We start from the raw sequence: 19,040 nt of genomic DNA on the forward strand, positions 1-19,040 counted from the left end.
GCGTGGAATTGGCAAAACGCGCGGGCCTCAGGCATCCAGGCTTGCCGCCGCCACCCATCCCGCCAGGTACAACCCGACGCCGAACGACGCATGCGCCATCAGGCTGCGCAGCCGCGCCACGCCGGGCTTCGGGGTCCTGGACGCCGCGATGCCGGCGCCCATGCCGGGTTGCAGGATCAGGAACGGCGCCGCGACCGTGGCGATGCCGACGATCAGCGCCGGCAGCAGGGTCGGCCGCGCGGCCCAGGCCGGGCCCCAGATCGCCAGCAGCAGCAGGGCGAACCCGATGCCGATGGCGTAGTGGGCGATCCAGCCGATGGCGCGCTCGCCCGCCACCGGCGCCGAGCGCGCGATGCCGGGATGGGTCAGGCGGCCCCGCGGCAGGTGCCCGATCCAGCGGCCGACCAGGGCGTAGTCCAGCGAGGGCGCGCCGAACAGGCGCTTGAGCAGCAGCGCCCACAGGTCCATGACGAGCGTGGCGCCGATGCCGATCAGCACGGCGCGAAGAAGAAGGTCTGGGGGCATGCGGAGGGCTCCGGCTAAATAAAATAACAATCAATAGATTAATTGAATGTTATTCAATAACCTTCCAGGGTGTCAATGTCACGGGCGGAGGGGGGCGGCGTTGGCGCGCCGCCATGGGCCGCCAGGCGCGGCGTTATTCGCTCTTGTTGCCGCCGGCCGCGCGCAGGAAGTTTTCTTCCAGCACGTTCAGCACCCGGTTCAGCGTGTCGATGTCGGCGGCCGACAGGCCCTTGAGCGATTCGTCGAAGAAGGCCGCGCGCTTGGGCAGGGCCTCGTCGACCACGGCCTGGCCGGCCGGCGTGAGGCGGGCGTTGGTCAGGCGGTTGTCGTGCGTATCGACGGCGCGGGCGATCCAGCCGAGCTTCTGCATTGCCTGCAACTGGCGCGTGAGCGAGGCGGGATCGAGGCGGCAGCGCTCGGCCAGGTGCTTCTGCGAACACTGGCCGTTTTCATGCAGCGCCAGCAGGATGCGCCAGCGCGGCAGTGCGTGGCCGACCCGGCCGCTGAAGGCGCTTTGCATGACGCGGTAGGTCTGGCCCATGTGCTGGATGACCTGCAGGCCCTGTTGTTGTTTGGGCAAAAGCTACTCTCCGACGCTGGCGGGCTCCGGCTTGGAGACGCGCGCCAATTGCACCAGGGGGACGCGCCGCACGCACCAGAGCGCCAGCACCGCGACCGCCAGGGCGATGAGTTGCCCTTCGTGGATGGCGCTGACCAGCGCCACGCGCGCGATCTCGATCAGCGACGCTCCATCCTGGCCTTGATGCGCCAATTGTGCCAGGAACTGCGTCTGGGCCTCGGGATTGACCAGCATCTGCGGGTCGTCCAGCTGCGGCAGCCAGCGCGCCGAAGCGCCCCGCAGCGTCGATTCGACGCCGCTGAAGTAGCTGTGGTTGACCATGGTGCCGACCACCGCGGTGCCGAGCATGCCGCCGATCATGCGCAGCGATTGCAGCAGGGCGGTGGCGATGCCCAGGTGGGTGCGGCCGGCGGTCTGCTGCGCGAACACGGTCAGGTTGGGCATGATGAAGCCCATGCCCAGGCCGGCCATCAGCATGTAGCCGGCGATCAGCCAGTGCGCGGTGTAGTTGTGGGTGGTGACGATGCCCAGGCAGGACAGCGCCATCAGCAGGAAGCCCGCGTACAGCATGCGGTTGGGGTTGCGGATGCGAGTGATGATGCGGCCGTTGATGATGCTGCCCACGGTGATGAAGACCACCAGCGGCGTGATCAGCAGGCCGGCGTCCTGCGGCGACAGGCCGAAGCCGCCCTGCAGCAGCAGCGGCGCGTAGAACAGCAGCGAATACATGGTCACGCCCACCAGCAGCGCCAGCGTGAACAGCGTGGCCAGGCCGCGGTTGCGGAACATGTCGAACGGCAGCAGCGGATGCGGGCAGCGCCGTTCCCACCAGTACAGCAGGCCGAAGGCGGCGATGCTGCCGACGCCCAGCAGCACGATGGTGGCGCTCAGGCCCTGCTTGGGCAGCAGTTCCACCAGCAGTTGCAGGCCGCCCAGCGCGACGGCGATCAGCAGCGCGCCCTGCCAGTCCAGGCGCACCTTGCCCTCGGTGTGGTTGCGCAGGTGCGGCAGGTAGCGCGCCACGAACCACAGGCCGAGGATGCCGATGGGCAGGTTGACGTAGAACACCGAGCGCCAGCCGTAGTGCTCGGTCAGCGCGCCGCCCAGCGTCGGGCCGACCGCGTTGGCGATGCCGAAGGCCGAGCTGAGCATGACCTGCCAGCGCAGCCGCACGTGGGGATCGGGGAACAGGTCGGGGATGGAGGCGAAGGCCGTGCCCACCAACATGCCGCCGCCCACGCCCTGCAGGGCCCGCGCCAGCACCAGCGTGAACATGCTGTCGGCGGCGCCGCACAGCACCGAGGCCAGCGTGAACAGCACGATCGCCGCCACCACGAAGGGCTTGCGGCCGTAGTAGTCGCCCAGCCGGCCGAAGATCGGCACGGTGATGACCGAGGTCAGCAGATAGGACGTTGCCACCCACGCATACAGTTCGAAGCCCTTGAGCTCGGCCACGATGGTGGGCAGGGCGGTGCCCACCACGGTCTGGTCGATGGCGACCATCATCATGACGAAGCACATGCCCAGCATGGCGAGCAGGGTCTGCCGGAAGGGGAGCACCTGGCCGGGCGAGTAAGGGGTGCTGGGGGCGGGGGCGGGCATTGTTGGATGGATCAATTATTGATGGATCAACAATTCTAGTCCTACAATCCCCGAGACAGAAAACCGTCAGTTTCGGGGCCGGCGCGCAGGCGGGCCCGATTTGTTACGATAGCGGTATGTGCACGCTGGTCATGCCGGCGTCTTCAGCAGGTCTTTCCATGGCAGTTCCTCTCCGCTTGGCGTATCGGCCCCCGGCCTGACGCAGGCGGCGGCACGCGATCGAAGACGGATAAATCAGGAAGCCGCGCGTCCGGCGCGACGGCAAAGCGCCATTCCCGCGCCAGGCGCGGCGGGTGGCATTCAAGGATTACCAGTCGAGGTACCGACGGGGCGGCAATGAAAACGTGGTTCAAGCGCATTCTGATAGGCCTGGTGGTGTTGATTGTCGTGGCCGTCGTTGGCCTGGCCATCTTTTTGCTGACGTTCGACCCCAACGCGTACAAGTACAAGCTCGAAGAGCTGGTCCAGGAACGCTATCACCGCACGCTCACGATCGACGGCGAAATCGAGCTGTCGCTGTTCCCGCGCATCGGCCTGTCGGTGCAGGGCGTGTCGCTGTCCGAGGTCAATAGCACCGAGACCTTCGCCTCCATCGAGAGCACGCGCCTGGCGGTCGCCGTGTGGCCGCTGCTGTCCAACAGCTTCGTGGTCGACCACGTCGCCATCAGCGGCTTCAAGGCGCGCGTGGTGCGCAACAAGGACGGCCAGTTCAATTTCAGCAACCTGGTGGGCGGCACCGCGCCCGTGGTGGCCACGCCCGCCAACCCTGCCGAGGCCCTCGCGGGGGCGGCGCAGACCGCCGCGCAGGCGCTGACCAGCGGCACGCTGCCGCCGTCGCGCAACAACATGCAGATCGACATCGCCGGCCTCGACCTGAAGGACGGCGAGGTGCTGCTGCAGGACGAGATGTCGGGCATGGCCGTGGCCGTGACCAAGATCAACGCCAACACCGGCCGCGTCACCTTCAACCAGCCGTTCGACGTGCGCCTGACGGCGCGGCTGGAAGGCGGCAACCCGCGCATCGACGCCAACCTGACCGGCCAGGCGCTGCTGACGCTGGATCCCTCCGCCAAGCGCTACGCGGCGCAGAAGCTGGACCTGCGCATGGACGGCAAGCTGCCGGGCGCCGAGGCCAAGAGCCTGGCGATGCGCGGCAACCTGGCGTTCAACGGCCAGAAGTCGGCGCTGGACGTGGCCGGCCTGGAAGTCGTGTTCCAGGGCGACGTCACCGATCCGGCCGCGCGCGCCACCAATGTCGATGCCAGCGTGGCCATGCCCAAGCTGTCGATCGACCCGCACAAGAGCCAGTTGCAGATCGAGAAGTTGGCGGTGCGCGCCAAGGGCGGCGTGGCCGACGGCCCGTTCGAATTCGCCGTGGACGCGCCGGCGCTGAACATCTCGCCGACGCAGGCCACGGGCGAGGCCCTGACCGGCCGCGTGCGCATCAGCGGCCTGGACGCCAGCTTCGGCCTGAACGGCATCAGCGGCAACGCCACCGAACTCGACATCAAGGAAGCCAAGCTCGACAGCACCTCCAAGAAGGGCGAGCGCGTCGTCAAGCTGACGTTCGCCTCGCCGCTGTCGCTGAACCTGCTGCAGCGCCAGGGCGGCCTGTCGGGCCTGCGCGGCGACGTCAACATCACCGATCCGGGCCTGCCCAAGGGCAGCCTGCAGATCCCCGTGATCGGCAGCCTCAACGTCGACCTGCTCAAGGACACGGCCAGCAGCAAGATCAACGCCGTGCTCGAAGGCGGCAAGTTCGACCTGAGCGCCGACATCGCCAAGCTGAGCGACGCGCCGCAGGTGAACTTCGCGCTGGCGGTGGACACGCTGGACCTGGACAAGCTGGTGCCGCCGGCGGTGGCTGCCGCCGCGCCGGCCAAGCCGCCCGCCGATGGCAAGAAGGACGAAAACAAGCCGGTGCCGCCGGCGCCGGCCGCGCCCGCGGACGATTCGATCAACCTGTCGGCGCTGGTCGGTCCGAGCGTGAACGGCACGCTCAAGGTCGGCAAGCTGGTGGTGCGCGGCCTGAAGGCCGATGACGTCGCCGCCGCCGTCAAGCTGGATCGCGGCAAGCTCGACATCTCCAGCCTGACCGCGGGCCTGTACGGCGGCAAGCTGGCCGGCGCGCTGTCGGTGGACGCGGCGCAGGGCAACCAGCTGGCGACCAAGATGTCGCTGGCGGGCATCTCGATCGAACCGCTGCTGATGGACCTGGCGCAGCGCAACGTGCTGAGCGGCACGGGCAGCCTGGCGCTGGACCTGAAGACCGCCGGCGCCAACGCCTACGCCATGAAGAGCGGCCTGGGCGGCACGCTGCAGGTGCGGCTGCGCGATGGCGCGGTCAAGGGCATCAACCTGACGCAGACGCTGCGCGAGCTGAAGGCCGCGCTCAAGCCCGAGGCGCAGGACGAGACCGTGCCGGCCGATACCAGCAAGCAGACCGCGTTCTCCGAAATGGATGCCGACCTGGCGTTCACCAAGGGCGTGGCGAGCGTGAAGCGGCTGAACGTGGTGTCGCCGCTGCTGCGCGTGACGCAGGGCGAGCCGGCCACCATCGACTTCGTCAAGAGCGAGCTGGACCTGGTGGCGCGCGCGCGCGTCGTCAATCCGGCCGCCGACCCCGAAGGCAAGGAACTGATCGACCTGAAGGACGTGACGATTCCGGTGCACGTGCGCGGTCCGTTCGAAAAGCCCACCTACACGCTGCTGTGGAAGGACGCCATCGCCGGCATCCTCAAGCGCAGCCTGGAAAACAAGCTGCGTGAAGCCGTGACCGGCAAGGGCAAGGGCGGCGCGGCCGTGGACAAGGCGCTCAAGGGCCTGCTGGGCAAATGAGCGCAGCCTTCCAGCCCATCGCCCAATGCGGCTACACGGAACAGGCCGAGGCCGCCGCCTATCACCGGCAGTGGCTGATCGCCAATGATTCGGGCCAATGGCTCAACCGCGAGCTGTGCCCGCGGCTGGCCGACGTGACGGTGGAACTGCGGCTGGGCTACCTGGTGCTGCGCGCGCCGGGCATGCTGCGCATGGATATTCCGCTGGACGTGATCGAGGACGACGACAGCGTGCGCTACAGCATGAAGGTCGGCGAGCAGGTCATCGACGTGGTCGACGAAGGCGAACTGGCCGCCGCCTGGATCTCGAATTTCGTGCAGGTACCGTGCCGCATCATGAAGGTGCACCCGGACACGCCCGTGTCCGCCTGGCCGGACTGAGCCCGGCGCGGCGAACCGCCGGCGTGCCCGCGGGCAATGCGCGGCAACGCCGGCCTCAGGCCGCCGGCTTGCGCCTGAATTCGAACACGGTGTGGGCCAGCAGGCCCGCCACCAGGCCCCAGAAGGCCGAACCGATGCCCCAGAAACTGAAGCCCGACGCCGTCGCCAGCAGCGTGATGAGCGCGGCTTCGCGCCGCTGCGGGTTGGCCATCGCGGCGGCCATGCCGCCCATGATGGTGCCCAGCAGCGCCAGGCCGGCCAGGGCCGCCAGCAGCGCGGCCGGCAGCGCCTGGAAGAACACCGCGACCGCGCCGGCGACGATGCTCAGCGCGAAGTAGCTGATGCCGTAGGTGGCCGCGGCGATGTAGCGCTTGGACGGCTCGGCGTGCGCCTCGGGGCCGGTGCAGATGGCCGCGCTGATCGCGCCCAGCGTGACGCTGTGGGCGCCGAAGGGGGCGGCCAGCAGGCCCAGGAAGCCGGTGGCGGCCACCAGCCGCGAGGCCGGCGGGCGATAACCGGCGGCCTGCAGGATGGCCAGGCCGGGCAGGTTCTGCGAGGCCATCGCCACCACGAACAGCGGCACGCCCAGGCTGACCGCGGCCTGCATGCTGAAGACGGGCGTGGTCCAGACGAATTCGGTCAGGTGCCAGTCGAGCTGGTCGACCCGCATGAGGCCCAGGCCGGCGGCCATAGCGACCGCCACGGCCATCACCATCAGCACGGCGTAGCGCGGCGCCCAGCGGCGGCACACCAGGTAGGCGGCGCACATGGCCAGCACCAGCGCCGGCTGCTTGCCGACGTTGGTGAAGATGCCCATGCCGAAGTTGAGCAGCACGCCGGCCAGCATGGCGGCGGCCACTTCACCGGGAATGCGGCGCAGGATGGGATCGATCCAGCCGAACAGGCCGCAGGCCAGCGTCAGCGCGGCGGCCAGCACGAAGGCGCCGATGGCTTCGGGGAACGGCACGCCGGCCAGCGCGGTGACCAGCAGCGCGGCGCCGGGCGTGGACCAGGCCATGACGATGGGCAGGCCGGTGCGCAGGCTGTAGGCCGCGCCGCCCAGGCCCAGCACCAGGCTGAGCGAACCGATCCAGGAACCGATGCGGGCGGCGTCCAGGCCGGCGGCGTGGCCGGCCTGCACCATCAGCACCGCGGTGCCGCCAAAGCTGACCAGCACGGCGACCAGGCCGGCCGCGATGGCGGAGGCGGACAGGTCGCGGCGGGCGTTGGGGCGGGAGGAGGGAGTGTCGAAGCCAGGCTGGGCGGTGTCGCTCATGCGGCACCGGTCAGGCGACGGTACTTGGCCATCAGCTGTTCCTGGCCTTCATTCCATTGCGGATGCAGCTCGATGCATTCCACCGGGCAGACCACCTTGCATTGCGGCTCGTCGTGATGGCCGACGCATTCGGTGCAGCGGTCGGGGTCGATGACGTAGTAGTCCTCGCCCATGGAAATCGCGTCGTTCGGGCACTGGGGCTCGCAAACGTCGCAATTGATGCATTCTTCGGTGATGGTCAGGGCCATGATGGAAAGGCTACGGAATCCGGCAGGGATATTGCAATTGTACTGCCGGGCCCCCAAAACGCAGGGAGGGCGCACGAGGCGCCCTCCGGGAGGGTTCGGTGAGGCGGGGAGCGGGGACGCTCAGCCCGGCCAGGATTGCTCGCGGCGTTCCTTGGCTTTTTCCTGCAACCAGCGTTCCACCGAGGGGAACACGAACTTGCTGACGTCGCCGCCCAGCTGGGCGATTTCGCGCACGATGGTGCCGGAGATGAACTGGTATTGGTCCGACGGCGTCATGAACAGGGTCTCGACGTCGGGCAGCAGATGGCGGTTCATGCCGGCCATCTGGAATTCGTATTCGAAGTCGGACACGGCGCGCAGGCCGCGCACGATGACGCGGCCACCCTGGTCGCGCACGAAGTCCTTGAGCAGGCCGCCGAAGCTCTGCACTTCCACGTTGGGATAGTGGCCCAGCACTTCGCGCGCGATGTCCACGCGCTCGTCGATGCTGAAGAAGGGCTTCTTGTTGCGGCTGTGCGCGATGCCGACCACGACTTTGTCGAAAAGCGTGGCGGCGCGGCGGACCAGGTCTTCGTGGCCTCTGGTCAGCGGGTCGAAAGTGCCGGGGTAAACAGCGATGATCATGCGAGCTCCGTACCGTTATTAGTGGTGTACACCATCCTCCGAAGCTCGGATTATTGATCTATTTGCGCAATGCAGCAAATTCCATGAGGTGGTAGTGCACCGCCCCGGCCTTGTCCTGGCGCAGGATCTCGAATCCCTCGGGGGGCTCGATGGCGTCTTCGGCCTCGACGTAGACCAGGCCGCCGTCGGCCAGGATGCCCGGCAGGATCGGCCACAGGCGCGGCAGCCAGCCCTGTCCGAAGGGCGGATCGAGCAGGATGAGATCAAATCGGGACGCATCCATTCTTTCGGCGACCTGCATCGCATCGCCCACATGGATGCGTATCATGTCGGCTTTGAGCTTGTCGCGCAGTGTCCGCAGCGCGGACGCGGCGGTCTTGTCCCGCTCGACCATCTGCACATGCGCCACGCCGCGCGAGGCCGCCTCGAAGCCCAGGGCGCCGCTGCCGGCGAACAGATCCAGCACCTGCTTGTCGGCGAATTCGCCGCCCCACAGGTGGTTGAGCCAGTTGAACAGCGTTTCCCGCACCCGGTCGGGCGTCGGGCGGAGCGTCTCCACGTCGGGCACGACGATAGGGGTGCGCCGGTATTGGCCCCCGACGATACGAATATACTTGTTACCCATGTTTAGCCGCTTCTTCAAGAAAAAATCCCCTCCGCCCGCCGCGCCGGCCCAGCCCGCGCCGCCGCCGGAGCAGGTGGACGCCGGGATCGCGCCGCAAGCCGAGGTCGAGGTCCCCGCCAAACCCGTTGAACCCGTCGTTCCGGTGCGCGAATTCGCGCCCGTCGCGACGCCCGAGGTGACCCTGCCGGTGCCGGCCGCCGAGGTGCCCGCGCCGGCTTCGGCCAGTGTGCCGCAACCGGCGCCGGCCGTGGTGCCGCAGCCGCAGGCCTCGGCGCCGGCGGTTGCGCCTGCCGCCGCGCCCGCTTCCACACCCGCTTCCGCCGCGCCCGTTTCCGCGCCCGTTGTCGCCGCGACGCCCGGCGCTGCCGCGCCGGCCGTTGCCGCGCCGCCAGTTGCGCCCGCGCCGGTGGCACCGCCGCCCGTCGTCACGCCGCCGCCGGTCGTCGCCGCGCCGGCGCCTGCCGCGATCGTGCCGGCCCCTGCCGCGCCCGAACCCGAGCCCGCGCCCAAGAAGGCGTCGTGGCTGTCGCGGCTCAAGCAGGGCCTGTCACGCACCGGCCAGAGCATTGGCGGCATTTTCGTCGGCGTCAAGGTCGACGAGAACCTGTTCGAGGAACTCGAATCGGCGCTCATTATGGCCGATGCCGGCCTGGAGGCCACCGAGAAGCTGCTGACCGCGCTGCGTGCGCGGGTCAAGAAAGAACGCATCGAGGACCCGGCCAAGGTCAAGACCGCGCTGCGCCAGCTGCTGGCCGACCACCTGCGCCCGCTGGAGCGCGCCTTCGACCTGAAGCGCGCGCAGCCGCTGGTGGTGATGATCGCGGGCGTCAACGGCGCCGGCAAGACGACTTCGATCGGCAAGCTGGCCCATACCTTCCAGCGCCAGGGCGCGAGCGTGCTGCTGGCCGCGGGCGATACCTTCCGCGCCGCCGCGCGCGAGCAGCTGATCGAATGGGGCAGCCGCAACAACGTCACCGTGATCTCGCAGGATGGCGGCGATCCGGCGGCGGTGGCGTTCGACTCGGTCAACGCCGGCCGCGCGCGCGGCATGGGCGTGGTGATGGTGGACACGGCCGGCCGCCTGCCGACCCAGCTGCACCTGATGGAAGAACTGAAGAAGATCCGCCGCGTCATCGGCAAGGCCGACCCGGCCGCGCCGCACGAAGTGCTGCTGGTGGTGGACGGCAACACCGGCCAGAACGCGCTGGCGCAGATCCGCGCGTTCGACGCGGCCATCACCCTGACGGGCCTGGTCGTGACCAAGCTGGACGGCACCGCCAAGGGCGGCACGCTGGCGGCGGTGGCGGCGGGCAGCCAGGGCGTGCGGCCGATCCCGGTGTACTGGATCGGCGTGGGCGAAAGCCTGGAAGACCTGCAGCCGTTCGTGGCCGACGAATTCGCCGGCGCTCTGCTGGCCGACTGATCGCAGCCGCCGGGCCTTGCCGCCCGGCGCTGAAAACACCGCGCCCCACGCCTCCGATACAGGAGACGTGGGGCGCGGTGTTTTCAGCAGGCGTAAACGCGGTCCGCGAGGGACCGCGCCGCCTTATTTCCAGAAGGGTTTGCTGCCGGCCAGGTCGTCGAAGGCGCGTTGCGCATCCACCGCCAGTTCCTCCAGGCGCGCGCTGATCCAGCCCAGCGCGAACCAGGCTTTCGGATGCGTGGCCGTACACGACTCGTAGTAGTCCTTGGCCACGGCCAGGTCGTTGATCTCGCCCAGGATGTCCTGCACCCGCGACAGCAGCTTGCGGTAGCCGCGCAGCTTGGTCGGGGGCAGCAGCGATTCGGCGAAGGCCAGGCTGTAGCGCAGGCGCTTGCCGCGCTTGCGCAGATCGTGGCGCGTGGGGATGTCGAGCGTGGCGAACTGGGTGCCCTGGTCGGCCACCTTGCTGTGCCAGCGATGCAGGCGCCGCGCCAGCTGCTTGTGCAGCTGCTGCGTGTCGGGCTCGGGCGCCAGCATCGGGATGATGGTGGGCTTGACGCTGGGGCCGGCGATGCCGCCTTCGAGGCGGATGGCCGGTTCGGGCGCGACGTCGCTGGGCATGCCGTTGGGGATGGGCAGGCCGTCGCTGGTCGGCACCGCGGGCGGCACGTCCAGGCTCCATTCCAGCAATTCGAGCAGCCAGGCCTGGAAGGCCTTGCCGCCGGCGATGGCGCGGGCGTCCTGTTCGGGCGGCGCGGCTTCCATCGGAATCACCGGCATGCCGGCGCGCATCAGCGCGGGCGCCACGGTTTCGTTCAGCACGTCCTGGTCGCGGTTGGCGCCGAAAGCGGCGAAGTGCGCGCGCACGCCCTGCATGATGGAATCGGAGACCGGCGCGATCCAGCCGTCGAACAGCTTCCAGGCCGAGCGCAGGCGGCGGATGCCGACGCGCAGCTGGTGCACGTGTTCGGAATTGCCGGCGCGATACACGCCCTCGGTGTCGACCTCGGCCAGCACCGCGGCGTTGCGCGCGATCTGGTCGAGGCATTCGGCGGCGATGCGGCCCATGGCCTGGGCCGCGGTCATGTCCTCGCGCAGCTTGACGGCGGCGGCGCCGCGCGGCGCCCAGAATTGCGCGATGGCCTGGGCGCGGCGGCTATCGAGGTCGTCGCCGGGAATGGCGTCGACGTCGGCCAGGCGCTGCGCCAGCTGGGCCAGCGCGTCGCCGCGCTCGGACTTGCTGCGCGGGTCCAGCACCAGGCTGTGGCGCTGCTGCCAGCCGCGCGCGACCGCGAAGATGGCGGCGGGACGGCCCGAGACCAGTTCGAATTCGAGTTCGGAGATCGGCAGTTCCAGCGCGCCGGCGCGCAGGATGCCGGTGTCATAGGCCAGCTCGACGGTGCCGTAGCGGGTGCGCACCTTGCGCAGCATGCGCTGCACGTCGGTTTCATAGCGCAGGCCGAGCTCGCCCTTGATGGCGGCCAGCGCCGCCTCGACCTCGGTGCCGGCGTAGACCGACAGGTCGAGCACGGGGCCGGGGCGCGGGTGGTTCAGTTCGATGCGGGTGATGGCGTTGATGCCGGGCATCTTGAGGGTCTGCACCCAGTCGCGCCCTTCCTGGCGCAGGCGGATGGCGATACGCGCCTTGGCCAGTTCACGCTCGGGCGTGTCGAAGTACATCGCATGCAGGCGGATGCGCGTCGCCTCGCGTTGCTTGATCTCTCGCAGCACGGCCTGGCGCGAAGCCGTGGGCACGTGCAGTTTCAATTCCTGTTCCGACATGGCGGCGGGTGTCCAGCGGCAAAAGCCGAGATGTTAATCAAATGGGGGGAGATGTTTGATGACCGGTCATATTTAGTTCACAAATGCTCGTCCGAGCATAGACCGGGTTGCGGTGCATCAACAATCGTCCGCGAGCCGGCCGATGGATATTTTGGGTCTTGATTGCGTCCGCTCAATTACCCAGTTTCAGTGATAGGCAAGGGCGCGCGCGGATTTTCTAATTGTAAGTGGCGGGCCGGACGCGTCTTGCGGGGCCTCGATCCCCATTCGCGCCCGCCCCGGCCATGCCGGCGACGGGCCATGACAAGAAGAGAGGCCCCATGAACCGCACCTACCGCATCGTCCTGAACCTCCGCACGGGCCAGTGGCGGGTCGCCAGCGAGCACGCGCGGGGGCGGGGCGGGAACCGGTCGCGGGCCGCGGTGCTGGCGGGCATTCTGACGGCGGCCTGCGGGGCGCCCGTGGCGCAGGCGCTGGCCGGTGTGGTGGCGATCGGCGACGTGACCCCCGCGGTGAACTGGAACGGCTCCAATGACATGGTCGTCGGCAATTCCGCGTTGGGCTCGCTGTTGATCCAGTCCCCGGCGACGACGTTGCGCAGCGCCAACGGCTGGCTGGGGGCGACGCCAGGCGGCGAGGGCACGGTGACGGTATCGGGCCAGGGCGCGTCCTGGGAGGTCAACGGCCGCCTGGTCGTCGGCGCCAACGGCAGCGGCACGCTGACGCTCGCCAATCAAGGCATGGTCTCGGTGGGCGCCAACGGCCAGGGGGCCGTCGAGCTGGCCAGCAATCGCGACGCGGTCGGCGTCATCAACATCGGCAGTGCGCCCGGCAGCGCGGCCGCCGATGCCGCCGGCATCCTGGACGCGTCCGAGGTGCGCTTTGGCGCGGGCAGCGGTACGCTGAACTTCAATACGACGGGCTCCCAGATCTTCGCGTCCGCGCTGAACAGCGGCCAGGGCGGGCAGCACCAGCTCAATCATTACGCCGGCATCACGTTATTGCTGGGCGACAGTTCGCGGTTCGATGGCGATACCACCGTCACGGGCGGATCCCTGCAGGTCGCCAACATGCTGGGCACCGCGCAAGGCCGGATCGATGCCGGCGCGGCGCCTGGCGCCTCGGCCCGGGTCAACGTGTACAACGCGGGCGCGACCTGGGCCCTGACCGGCAATCTGTTCGTTGGCGGCAGCGGGCTCGGCGACCTGAGCATCTTCTATCAAGGCACGGTCTCGAACCAGTTCGCCACGGTCGATGCGCAGCAGAACGGCGCGGCGACGGTCACGGTTTCGGACGTGGGGGCGCTCTGGAACAACCGTGCGGCGCTGCTGGTCGGCTCGGAGGGCGGCAGGGGCGCCGTGTCGGTCCTGGCGGGCGGGTATGTCGCCAGCGTCGACGGGGTCGTCGGGCGCAATCAGAACGGCAGCGGCAATTTCCAGGTGTCGGGACGCGGGTCGACCTGGGCCAATGCCGGCGAGCTCAGGGTGGGCGACGTATCCGGCCAGGGCACCCTGAGCATCGAGTCGGGCGGCACCGTCTCGAACCGCGACAGCTATGTGGGCAGCATGAGCGGCAACGGCAATGTCGTGGTGCGCGGCGCCGGCTCCACCTGGAACAACAGCGGCGCGATGACCCTGGGCTTCGGCGTGGGAACGGGCGTGGGCACCCTGACGATCGGACAACGGGGCGTCGTCAACGTCGGCGCGTTCGGCACGGGGATCGTGTCGCTGGCGCTGGACCGGTTCCTGATCTTTCCCACCACCGGCATCCTCAATATCGGCGCGGCGCCGGGGATGCCGGCCGCGGGGGCGGGCACGCTCAACGCCGGCGCGGTCCAGTTCGGCGCGGGCATTGCCACGCTGAACTTCAACCATACCGATACCGGCTACCGGTTCGCGACACGGTTGCAGAGCACGGGTAGCGGCGCGCACAGCCTGAACCAGATCGCCGGCACCACGTTCCTGACGGGCGCCAATGGCGCCTTCCTGGGCAAGACCACGGTGTCGGGCGGCAAACTGGTGGTGCTGGGACAGTTGGGCGGCTCGGCGCAAGTGACGGGCGGGACGTTGCAGTATGGCGATGGCGCCTCTGGCGCGGCCAGCAGGCTGGCCGGCGACCTGAAGGTGTCGGGCGCCGGCAGCACGCTGGCGGTGCAGGGGCCGGCGACGCTGGGGACGACGGGCGATATCGGCATGGGCGACCACACCGTGCTCGACCTCACGGCGGCCGCGAACGGCACGCCGCTGCGCGCCGACACGGTGACACTCGGCGCCGACGTGACTTTCCGGCTGGGCGGCATCGACAGTGCCAGCCCGGCCGAGGTCGTGCTGATCGATACCGCCCGCGGCATCAATGGCGACTTCGCCAGGATCAACACCGGCGGCTTCGCCGGCGCGGTGGACTACCTGAGCGTCAACACGCGCAAGTCGGCGGACAACCTGCAGTACCTGGCCCGCTACGGCCTGACCTGGACCGCTGGCAACAGCCTGGGGCATGGCACGTTCACGCTGGCCAACGCCACGGATCGCTTCACGGTCGGCGCGGTGCTGGCCGACCAGGCCGCCAATGCCGCGACCGGCTGGAACGGCGCCACGCTGACCAAGGCCGGCGCCGGCACGCTGGTGCTGAGCGGCGCCAACACCTACCGCGGCGGTACGCGCATCACGGGCGGCACGCTGCAGGTCGAGCGCGACGCCAACCTTGGCGCAGCCGCCGGCGGCCTGGCGCTGGACGGCGGCATGCTGGCGACCACCGCGTCGTTCGACACGGCGCGCGCGATCACCGTGACCCAGTCGGGCGGCTTCGACGTGGCCGCCAATACGACGCTGGGCCTGGCCGGTTCGCTGTCCGGCAGCGGCGACCTCATCAAGGCCGGCGACGGTGTGCTCGACCTGAAGGGCGACAGTTCCGGCTTCACCGGCCGCACGCTCGTCAACGGCGGCCGGCTGGCGATCAATGGCCGCCTGGGCGGCTCGTTCACGGTGGCCGACGGCGGCGTGCTGGGCGGCAATGGCACCCTGGGCGCTGGCGCCGGATCGATGGTCACCGTGGCCAACGGCGGCGTGCTGTCGCCGGGCAATTCGATCGGCATGCTGACCATCGACGGCGACCTGGTGATGCAGCCGGGGGCGCGTTACCTGGTCGAGGCCGACCCCGCGGGCAGCAGCGCCGACCGCGTCCACGTCACCGGCAACGCCACGCTCAACGGCGGTTCGGTGGTGCATATCGGCGCCAGCGGCAACTACGGGCTGCGCACCCAATACACGATCATGCAGGTGGACGGCACGCTGTCCGGCCGCTTCGATAGCGTGTCTTCCGATTTCGCCTTCCTCACGCCCAGCCTGGATTACGACTACGGCGCGGGCCGCGTGTCGCTGAGCCTGGCGCGCAACCAGACCGGCATGGCCTCGAAAGGCGCGACCCGCAACCAGCGCGCCGCGGCGGCCGCCATCGACAGCATCGGCCTGGCCGGCGGACATGCGCTTTATGACGCCGTCGCGCGCCTGCCGGACGATGCGGGCACGCTGCAAGCCGGCTTCGACCAGGTCTCCGGCGAGGTGCATGCCTCGGCCAAGACCGTGTTGCTGCAGGACAGCCGCTATCTGCGCGACGCCATGAGCGGCCGCCTGCGCGCGGCCGCCGGCAATGGCGCCGGTCCCGCGCCATTGGTGGCGGCGCTCGGCGGCGGCGCGCCGTTGCCGGCTGGCCTGAACGGGCCCGCCAGCTGGATCCAGGGCATGGGCAGCTGGAGCCGGATCGACGGCGACGGCAATGCCGCCCGCGTCAAGAGTTCGACCGGCGGCTTCCTGATGGGCGTCGACGCGCCACTCGCCGAGGCCTGGCGCGTCGGGCTGATGGCGGGCTACAGCCGCACCGATTTCGACGCGGACGACCGCGCCTCGTCAGGCCACAGCGACAACTACCACCTGGGCGCCTATGGCGGCGGCCAATGGGGCGCGCTGGGCCTGCGTGGCGGCCTCGCCTACACCTGGCACGACATCGCGACGCGCCGCTCGGTCGCCATGCCGGGGTTTGCCGACCGGCTCAAGGCCGGCTACGGCGGCCGCACCGCGCAGGCCTTCATCGACCTGGGGTATCGCATCGAGACGGCGGCCGTCGCATTCGAGCCGTTCGCCAACCTCGCCTATGTCAACCTGCGCACCGACGGCTGGCGTGAAAGCGGCGGCGCCGCCGCGCTGCACGCCAGCGGCCAGACCACCGACACGACTTTCACCACACTGGGCCTGCGCGCCGCGTCCGGTTTCGAACTGGGCCGGGCGCAGGCCGTGGCGCGCGGCTCGCTCGGCTGGCGCCATGCGCTGGGCGACGTCAGGCCGCTGGCCACGCAGGCCTTCTCGGCCGGCGACGCGTTCACGGTGGCGGGCGTGGCCATCGCCCGCGACAGCGCGGTGATCGAGGCGGGCCTGGATCTGCAGGTCACGCGCGCCGCCACCTTCGGCCTGGCCTATCAGGGGCAGCTCGCCAGCGCGGGGCAGGATCATGGCGTGCGGGCCAACCTCGCGATCCGCTTCTGAGGCGTTCCGCCTGGCCGGCCACTTGTCGTCCACGATCTTCCCGCGTTCCCGCGCGCAAAAAAAAACCGCCCGTTGCCGGGCGGCGCAAAGGAACGTCGGTCGCGGGCGCGTCAGAGGATGCGTTTGCGCGCCTGCGTGATGAGGATCTCGGCCAGCACCACCACCACGAAGATGGCGGCCAGCACCAGCGCGACGCGGTCCCACTGGAACAGGTTGAGGGCGGTGTCCAGCGCCATGCCGATGCCGCCGGCGCCGACCAGGCCGAGCACCGCCGATTCGCGCACGTTGATGTCCCAGCGCAGCAGCACGATGGACCAGAACGCCGGGCGGATCTGCGGCCAGTAGGCGTACCAGATCACCGAGGCCTTGCTGGCGCCCGTGGCGGTGACGGCCTCGATCGGGCCGCGCTGCGCTTCCTCGATGGCTTCGCCCACCAGCTTGCCGACGAAGCCGATGGAACGGAACGCGATGGCCAGCGTGCCGGCCAGCGCGCCGGGGCCGAAGATGGCGATGAACAGCAGCGCCCATACCAGCGAGTTGACCGAGCGGCTCGACACCAGGACCAGGCGCGCGAGCATGTTGATGGTCTTGCTGGGCGTGAGGTTGTTGGCCGCCAATAGGCCCACGGGCACCGCCATGAACACCGACAGGATGGTGCCGAGCGTGGCGATGTGCAGGGTCTCGATCAGCGCGTCGTGCACGCCGCCGCGGTAGTGGGCCCAGTCCACCGGCCACATGCGCTGGAACAGGTCGGCCATCTGCTCGGGCGCGTCGTAGAGGAACTCGGGGATGACCTCGACGCCGCGGATGGCCTGCACGATGGCGGCCACAAGCAGCAGGTAGAGGGCGAAGCGCAGCAGCCGCTGGCCCAGGCTGTAGCGGTGCCAGACGCGCGGCGCGCCATTGCTGGGCAGGGTGGGGGCGTGCGTGTTCATTGGTCCGCCTCCGCCTTGCGGGCGGCTTGGTAGGCCGCCTTCGAGCTGCTGGAACCGATGCCGCGCGCGCCGGCGAAGCGGCCCTGCAGGATGCGGTCGAAGCCCAGGTTGTCCAGGAACACGGCGCGCACGAAGCCCGCCAGGATCTCGCCCAGCATGATGATGGCGATGAGCGTCAGCAGGATGGCGCTGACGAAGTCGTAGTCGAAGCGCTGGAAGGCCGAGAACAGCGTGCCGCCCACGCCGCCGGCGCCGACGATGCCGACCATGGTGGAGTTGCGCAGGTTCGAGTCGAACTGGTAGGTGGCAAAGCCGATGAAACGCGCGAACACCTGGGGCAGCACGCCGAAGGCCAGCACGTTGGCGAACGAGGCGCCGGTGGCGCGCACCGCCTCGACCTGCTTGAGCGAGATTTCCTCGATGGCCTCGGTGAACAGCTTGCCGATGAAGCCGATCGAGGCCACCGTCAACGCCAGGATGCCAGCCAGGGCGCCAAAGCCCACGGCCTTGACGAACAGGATGGCGACGATCACCGGATGCAGCGCGCGGCACAGCGCGACGATCGAGCGCGCCGGCCACGAGACCCAGGCCGGCATCAGGTTGCGCGCGCCCAGCAGCCCCACGGGCAGCGCGAACAGGATGCCCAGCACCGACGCCAGCACGGCGATCTCCAGGCTTTCGGCGATGCCCTTCCAGAGCGTGGCGGGCTTCTCGAAATTGGGCGGGAACATGCGCGCCAGGAAGGTCGAGGCGTGGCCCATGCCGCTTTCGAAGCGGGCCCAGCTGAAGTCCAGCTGCGCGGCCGCGTAGACCGTGTAGAGCACCAGCAGCAGCACGCCGGCCTTGGCGCGGCCGGACAGCGCGAAGGGACGCGGGTGGGAGGAACGGGGAGTCATCAAGCCAGCCAAGACTCGCCTCCGTAGATGGTCTTGAGCATGGTGGCGTCCAGGCCGTGGCCGTCGCCGTCATAGACCACGTGGCCGCCGGACATGCCGACGATGCGGCCGGCATAGCGCCGCGCCAGCTCGACGTCGTGGATGTTGACGATCACGGGGATGCCGCTGGCGTCGCCCTGCGCCGCCAGCAGCTCCATGATCTCGACCGAGGTCTTGGGGTCGAGCGACGAGGTCGGTTCATCGGCCAGCAGCAACTGCGGGCGCTGCATCAGCGCGCGGGCGATGCCCACGCGCTGGCGCTGGCCGCCCGAGAGGGCGTCGGCGCGCTGGTCGGCGAAACCGGCCAGGCCGACGGTATCCAGCAGCTGGTAGGCGTGCTCGATGTCCTCGGCCTCGAAGCGGCGGGTCCAGGCCTTGAAGGCGCCGGTGTAGCCCAGCCGTCCGGTCAGCAGGTTTTCCATCACGGTCAGGCGTTCGACCAGGTTGTATTCCTGGAACACCATGCCGATGCGCCGGCGCGCGCGCCGCAGCGACGCGCCACGCACCCGGGCCAGGTCGACCGCGCCGTCGCCGGACTCCAGCACGATCTCGCCGCGGGTCGGCTCGATCAGCCGGTTGATGCAGCGCAGGAGCGTGCTCTTGCCGGTGCCCGACGGGCCGATGATGGCCGTCAGGCCGCGTCCCGCGATCTGCAGGTCGATGCCGTTCAGTACCGGCCGGCCGGCCCGGTATTCCTTGACCAGGCCGGAAATGCGTAGCGACGTCGTCATG

15 protein-coding genes are annotated in these 19,040 nt (G+C 69.5%); 4 read left to right on the forward strand and 11 right to left on the reverse strand.

Annotated elements, in window-relative coordinates:
* Window positions 1-27 precede the first annotated feature (27 nt).
* The 3 genes from AC1HFW_RS25065 to AC1HFW_RS25075 form a co-directional block, all read right to left on the reverse strand.
* Window positions 28-525: a DUF2938 domain-containing protein gene (locus AC1HFW_RS25065; protein WP_035359527.1), complete on the reverse strand. Its 498-nt coding sequence runs from the start codon at window positions 523-525 to the stop codon at window positions 28-30.
* Window positions 526-658: 133 nt separating this feature from the next.
* The gene (locus tag AC1HFW_RS25070; RefSeq protein ID WP_006391356.1) at window positions 659-1,105 is read right to left on the reverse strand and encodes a MarR family winged helix-turn-helix transcriptional regulator; all 447 of its coding nucleotides are present in this window, start codon (window positions 1,103-1,105) and stop codon (window positions 659-661) included.
* A gap of 3 nt (window positions 1,106-1,108) precedes the next feature.
* A complete protein-coding gene (locus AC1HFW_RS25075) occupies window positions 1,109-2,707 on the reverse strand; it encodes an MDR family MFS transporter (RefSeq protein ID WP_035359525.1) in 1,599 nt (532 codons plus the stop codon).
* Between the two features lie 336 nt (window positions 2,708-3,043).
* On the opposite strand from AC1HFW_RS25075, the gene AC1HFW_RS25080 reads away from it, so the two are divergent.
* Both AC1HFW_RS25080 and AC1HFW_RS25085 read left to right on the forward strand, forming a co-directional pair.
* Window positions 3,044-5,545 carry an AsmA family protein gene (locus tag AC1HFW_RS25080; protein WP_479285485.1) on the forward strand — a complete coding sequence of 834 codons (2,502 nt, stop codon included), beginning with the start codon at window positions 3,044-3,046 and terminating at the stop codon, window positions 5,543-5,545.
* Window positions 5,542-5,925 carry an MOSC N-terminal beta barrel domain-containing protein gene (locus AC1HFW_RS25085; protein WP_006391353.1) on the forward strand — a complete coding sequence of 128 codons (384 nt, stop codon included), beginning with the start codon at window positions 5,542-5,544 and terminating at the stop codon, window positions 5,923-5,925. The genes AC1HFW_RS25080 and AC1HFW_RS25085 overlap by 4 nt, the downstream gene beginning before the upstream one ends.
* Before the next feature lie 55 nt (window positions 5,926-5,980).
* Here the strand turns inward: AC1HFW_RS25085 and AC1HFW_RS25090 are convergent, their stop codons facing one another.
* From AC1HFW_RS25090 to rsmD, 4 genes are all read right to left on the reverse strand, one after another.
* The gene (locus AC1HFW_RS25090) at window positions 5,981-7,201 is read right to left on the reverse strand and encodes a benzoate/H(+) symporter BenE family transporter (protein ID WP_006391352.1); all 1,221 of its coding nucleotides are present in this window, start codon (window positions 7,199-7,201) and stop codon (window positions 5,981-5,983) included.
* The gene (locus AC1HFW_RS25095; RefSeq protein ID WP_006391351.1) at window positions 7,198-7,449 is read right to left on the reverse strand and encodes a YfhL family 4Fe-4S dicluster ferredoxin; all 252 of its coding nucleotides are present in this window, start codon (window positions 7,447-7,449) and stop codon (window positions 7,198-7,200) included. The genes AC1HFW_RS25090 and AC1HFW_RS25095 overlap by 4 nt, the downstream gene beginning before the upstream one ends.
* Window positions 7,450-7,569: 120 nt before the next feature.
* The gene (gene coaD / locus AC1HFW_RS25100) at window positions 7,570-8,073 is read right to left on the reverse strand and encodes a pantetheine-phosphate adenylyltransferase (protein WP_006385942.1); all 504 of its coding nucleotides are present in this window, start codon (window positions 8,071-8,073) and stop codon (window positions 7,570-7,572) included.
* 58 nt (window positions 8,074-8,131) lie between these two features.
* Window positions 8,132-8,698 carry a 16S rRNA (guanine(966)-N(2))-methyltransferase RsmD gene (gene rsmD / locus AC1HFW_RS25105; protein WP_479286549.1) on the reverse strand — a complete coding sequence of 189 codons (567 nt, stop codon included), beginning with the start codon at window positions 8,696-8,698 and terminating at the stop codon, window positions 8,132-8,134.
* Window positions 8,699-9,167: 469 nt separating this feature from the next.
* On the opposite strand from rsmD, the gene ftsY reads away from it, so the two are divergent.
* Window positions 9,168-10,121, forward strand: coding sequence for a signal recognition particle-docking protein FtsY (ftsY, locus tag AC1HFW_RS25110; RefSeq protein WP_479285486.1), 954 nt, complete (start codon window positions 9,168-9,170; stop codon window positions 10,119-10,121).
* Between the two features lie 123 nt (window positions 10,122-10,244).
* Here the strand turns inward: ftsY and AC1HFW_RS25115 are convergent, their stop codons facing one another.
* The gene (locus tag AC1HFW_RS25115; protein WP_479285487.1) at window positions 10,245-11,903 is read right to left on the reverse strand and encodes a CYTH and CHAD domain-containing protein; all 1,659 of its coding nucleotides are present in this window, start codon (window positions 11,901-11,903) and stop codon (window positions 10,245-10,247) included.
* A 320-nt stretch (window positions 11,904-12,223) separates the two neighbouring features.
* Here AC1HFW_RS25115 and AC1HFW_RS25120 point away from each other — a divergent pair, with 320 nt between their 5' ends.
* Entirely contained in the window at window positions 12,224-16,438 is a 4,215-nt protein-coding gene (locus AC1HFW_RS25120) for an autotransporter domain-containing protein (RefSeq protein WP_479285488.1), read from the forward strand.
* Window positions 16,439-16,548: 110 nt separating this feature from the next.
* On the opposite strand, the gene phnE (AC1HFW_RS25125) is transcribed toward AC1HFW_RS25120, so the two are convergent.
* The 3 genes from phnE (AC1HFW_RS25125) to phnC are packed head-to-tail and all read right to left on the reverse strand — an operon-like array spanning window position 16,549 to window position 19,039.
* Window positions 16,549-17,373 carry a phosphonate ABC transporter, permease protein PhnE gene (gene phnE, locus AC1HFW_RS25125; RefSeq protein ID WP_479285489.1) on the reverse strand — a complete coding sequence of 275 codons (825 nt, stop codon included), beginning with the start codon at window positions 17,371-17,373 and terminating at the stop codon, window positions 16,549-16,551.
* Window positions 17,370-18,269 carry a phosphonate ABC transporter, permease protein PhnE gene (gene phnE, locus AC1HFW_RS25130; RefSeq protein ID WP_006391345.1) on the reverse strand — a complete coding sequence of 300 codons (900 nt, stop codon included), beginning with the start codon at window positions 18,267-18,269 and terminating at the stop codon, window positions 17,370-17,372. The genes phnE (AC1HFW_RS25125) and phnE (AC1HFW_RS25130) overlap by 4 nt, the downstream gene beginning before the upstream one ends.
* Window positions 18,269-19,039, reverse strand: coding sequence for a phosphonate ABC transporter ATP-binding protein (phnC, locus tag AC1HFW_RS25135; protein WP_006391344.1), 771 nt, complete (start codon window positions 19,037-19,039; stop codon window positions 18,269-18,271). The genes phnE (AC1HFW_RS25130) and phnC overlap by 1 nt, the downstream gene beginning before the upstream one ends.
* Window position 19,040: the final 1 nt, after the last annotated feature.

It is taken from the genome of Achromobacter sp. ISS7 (assembly GCF_056523125.1).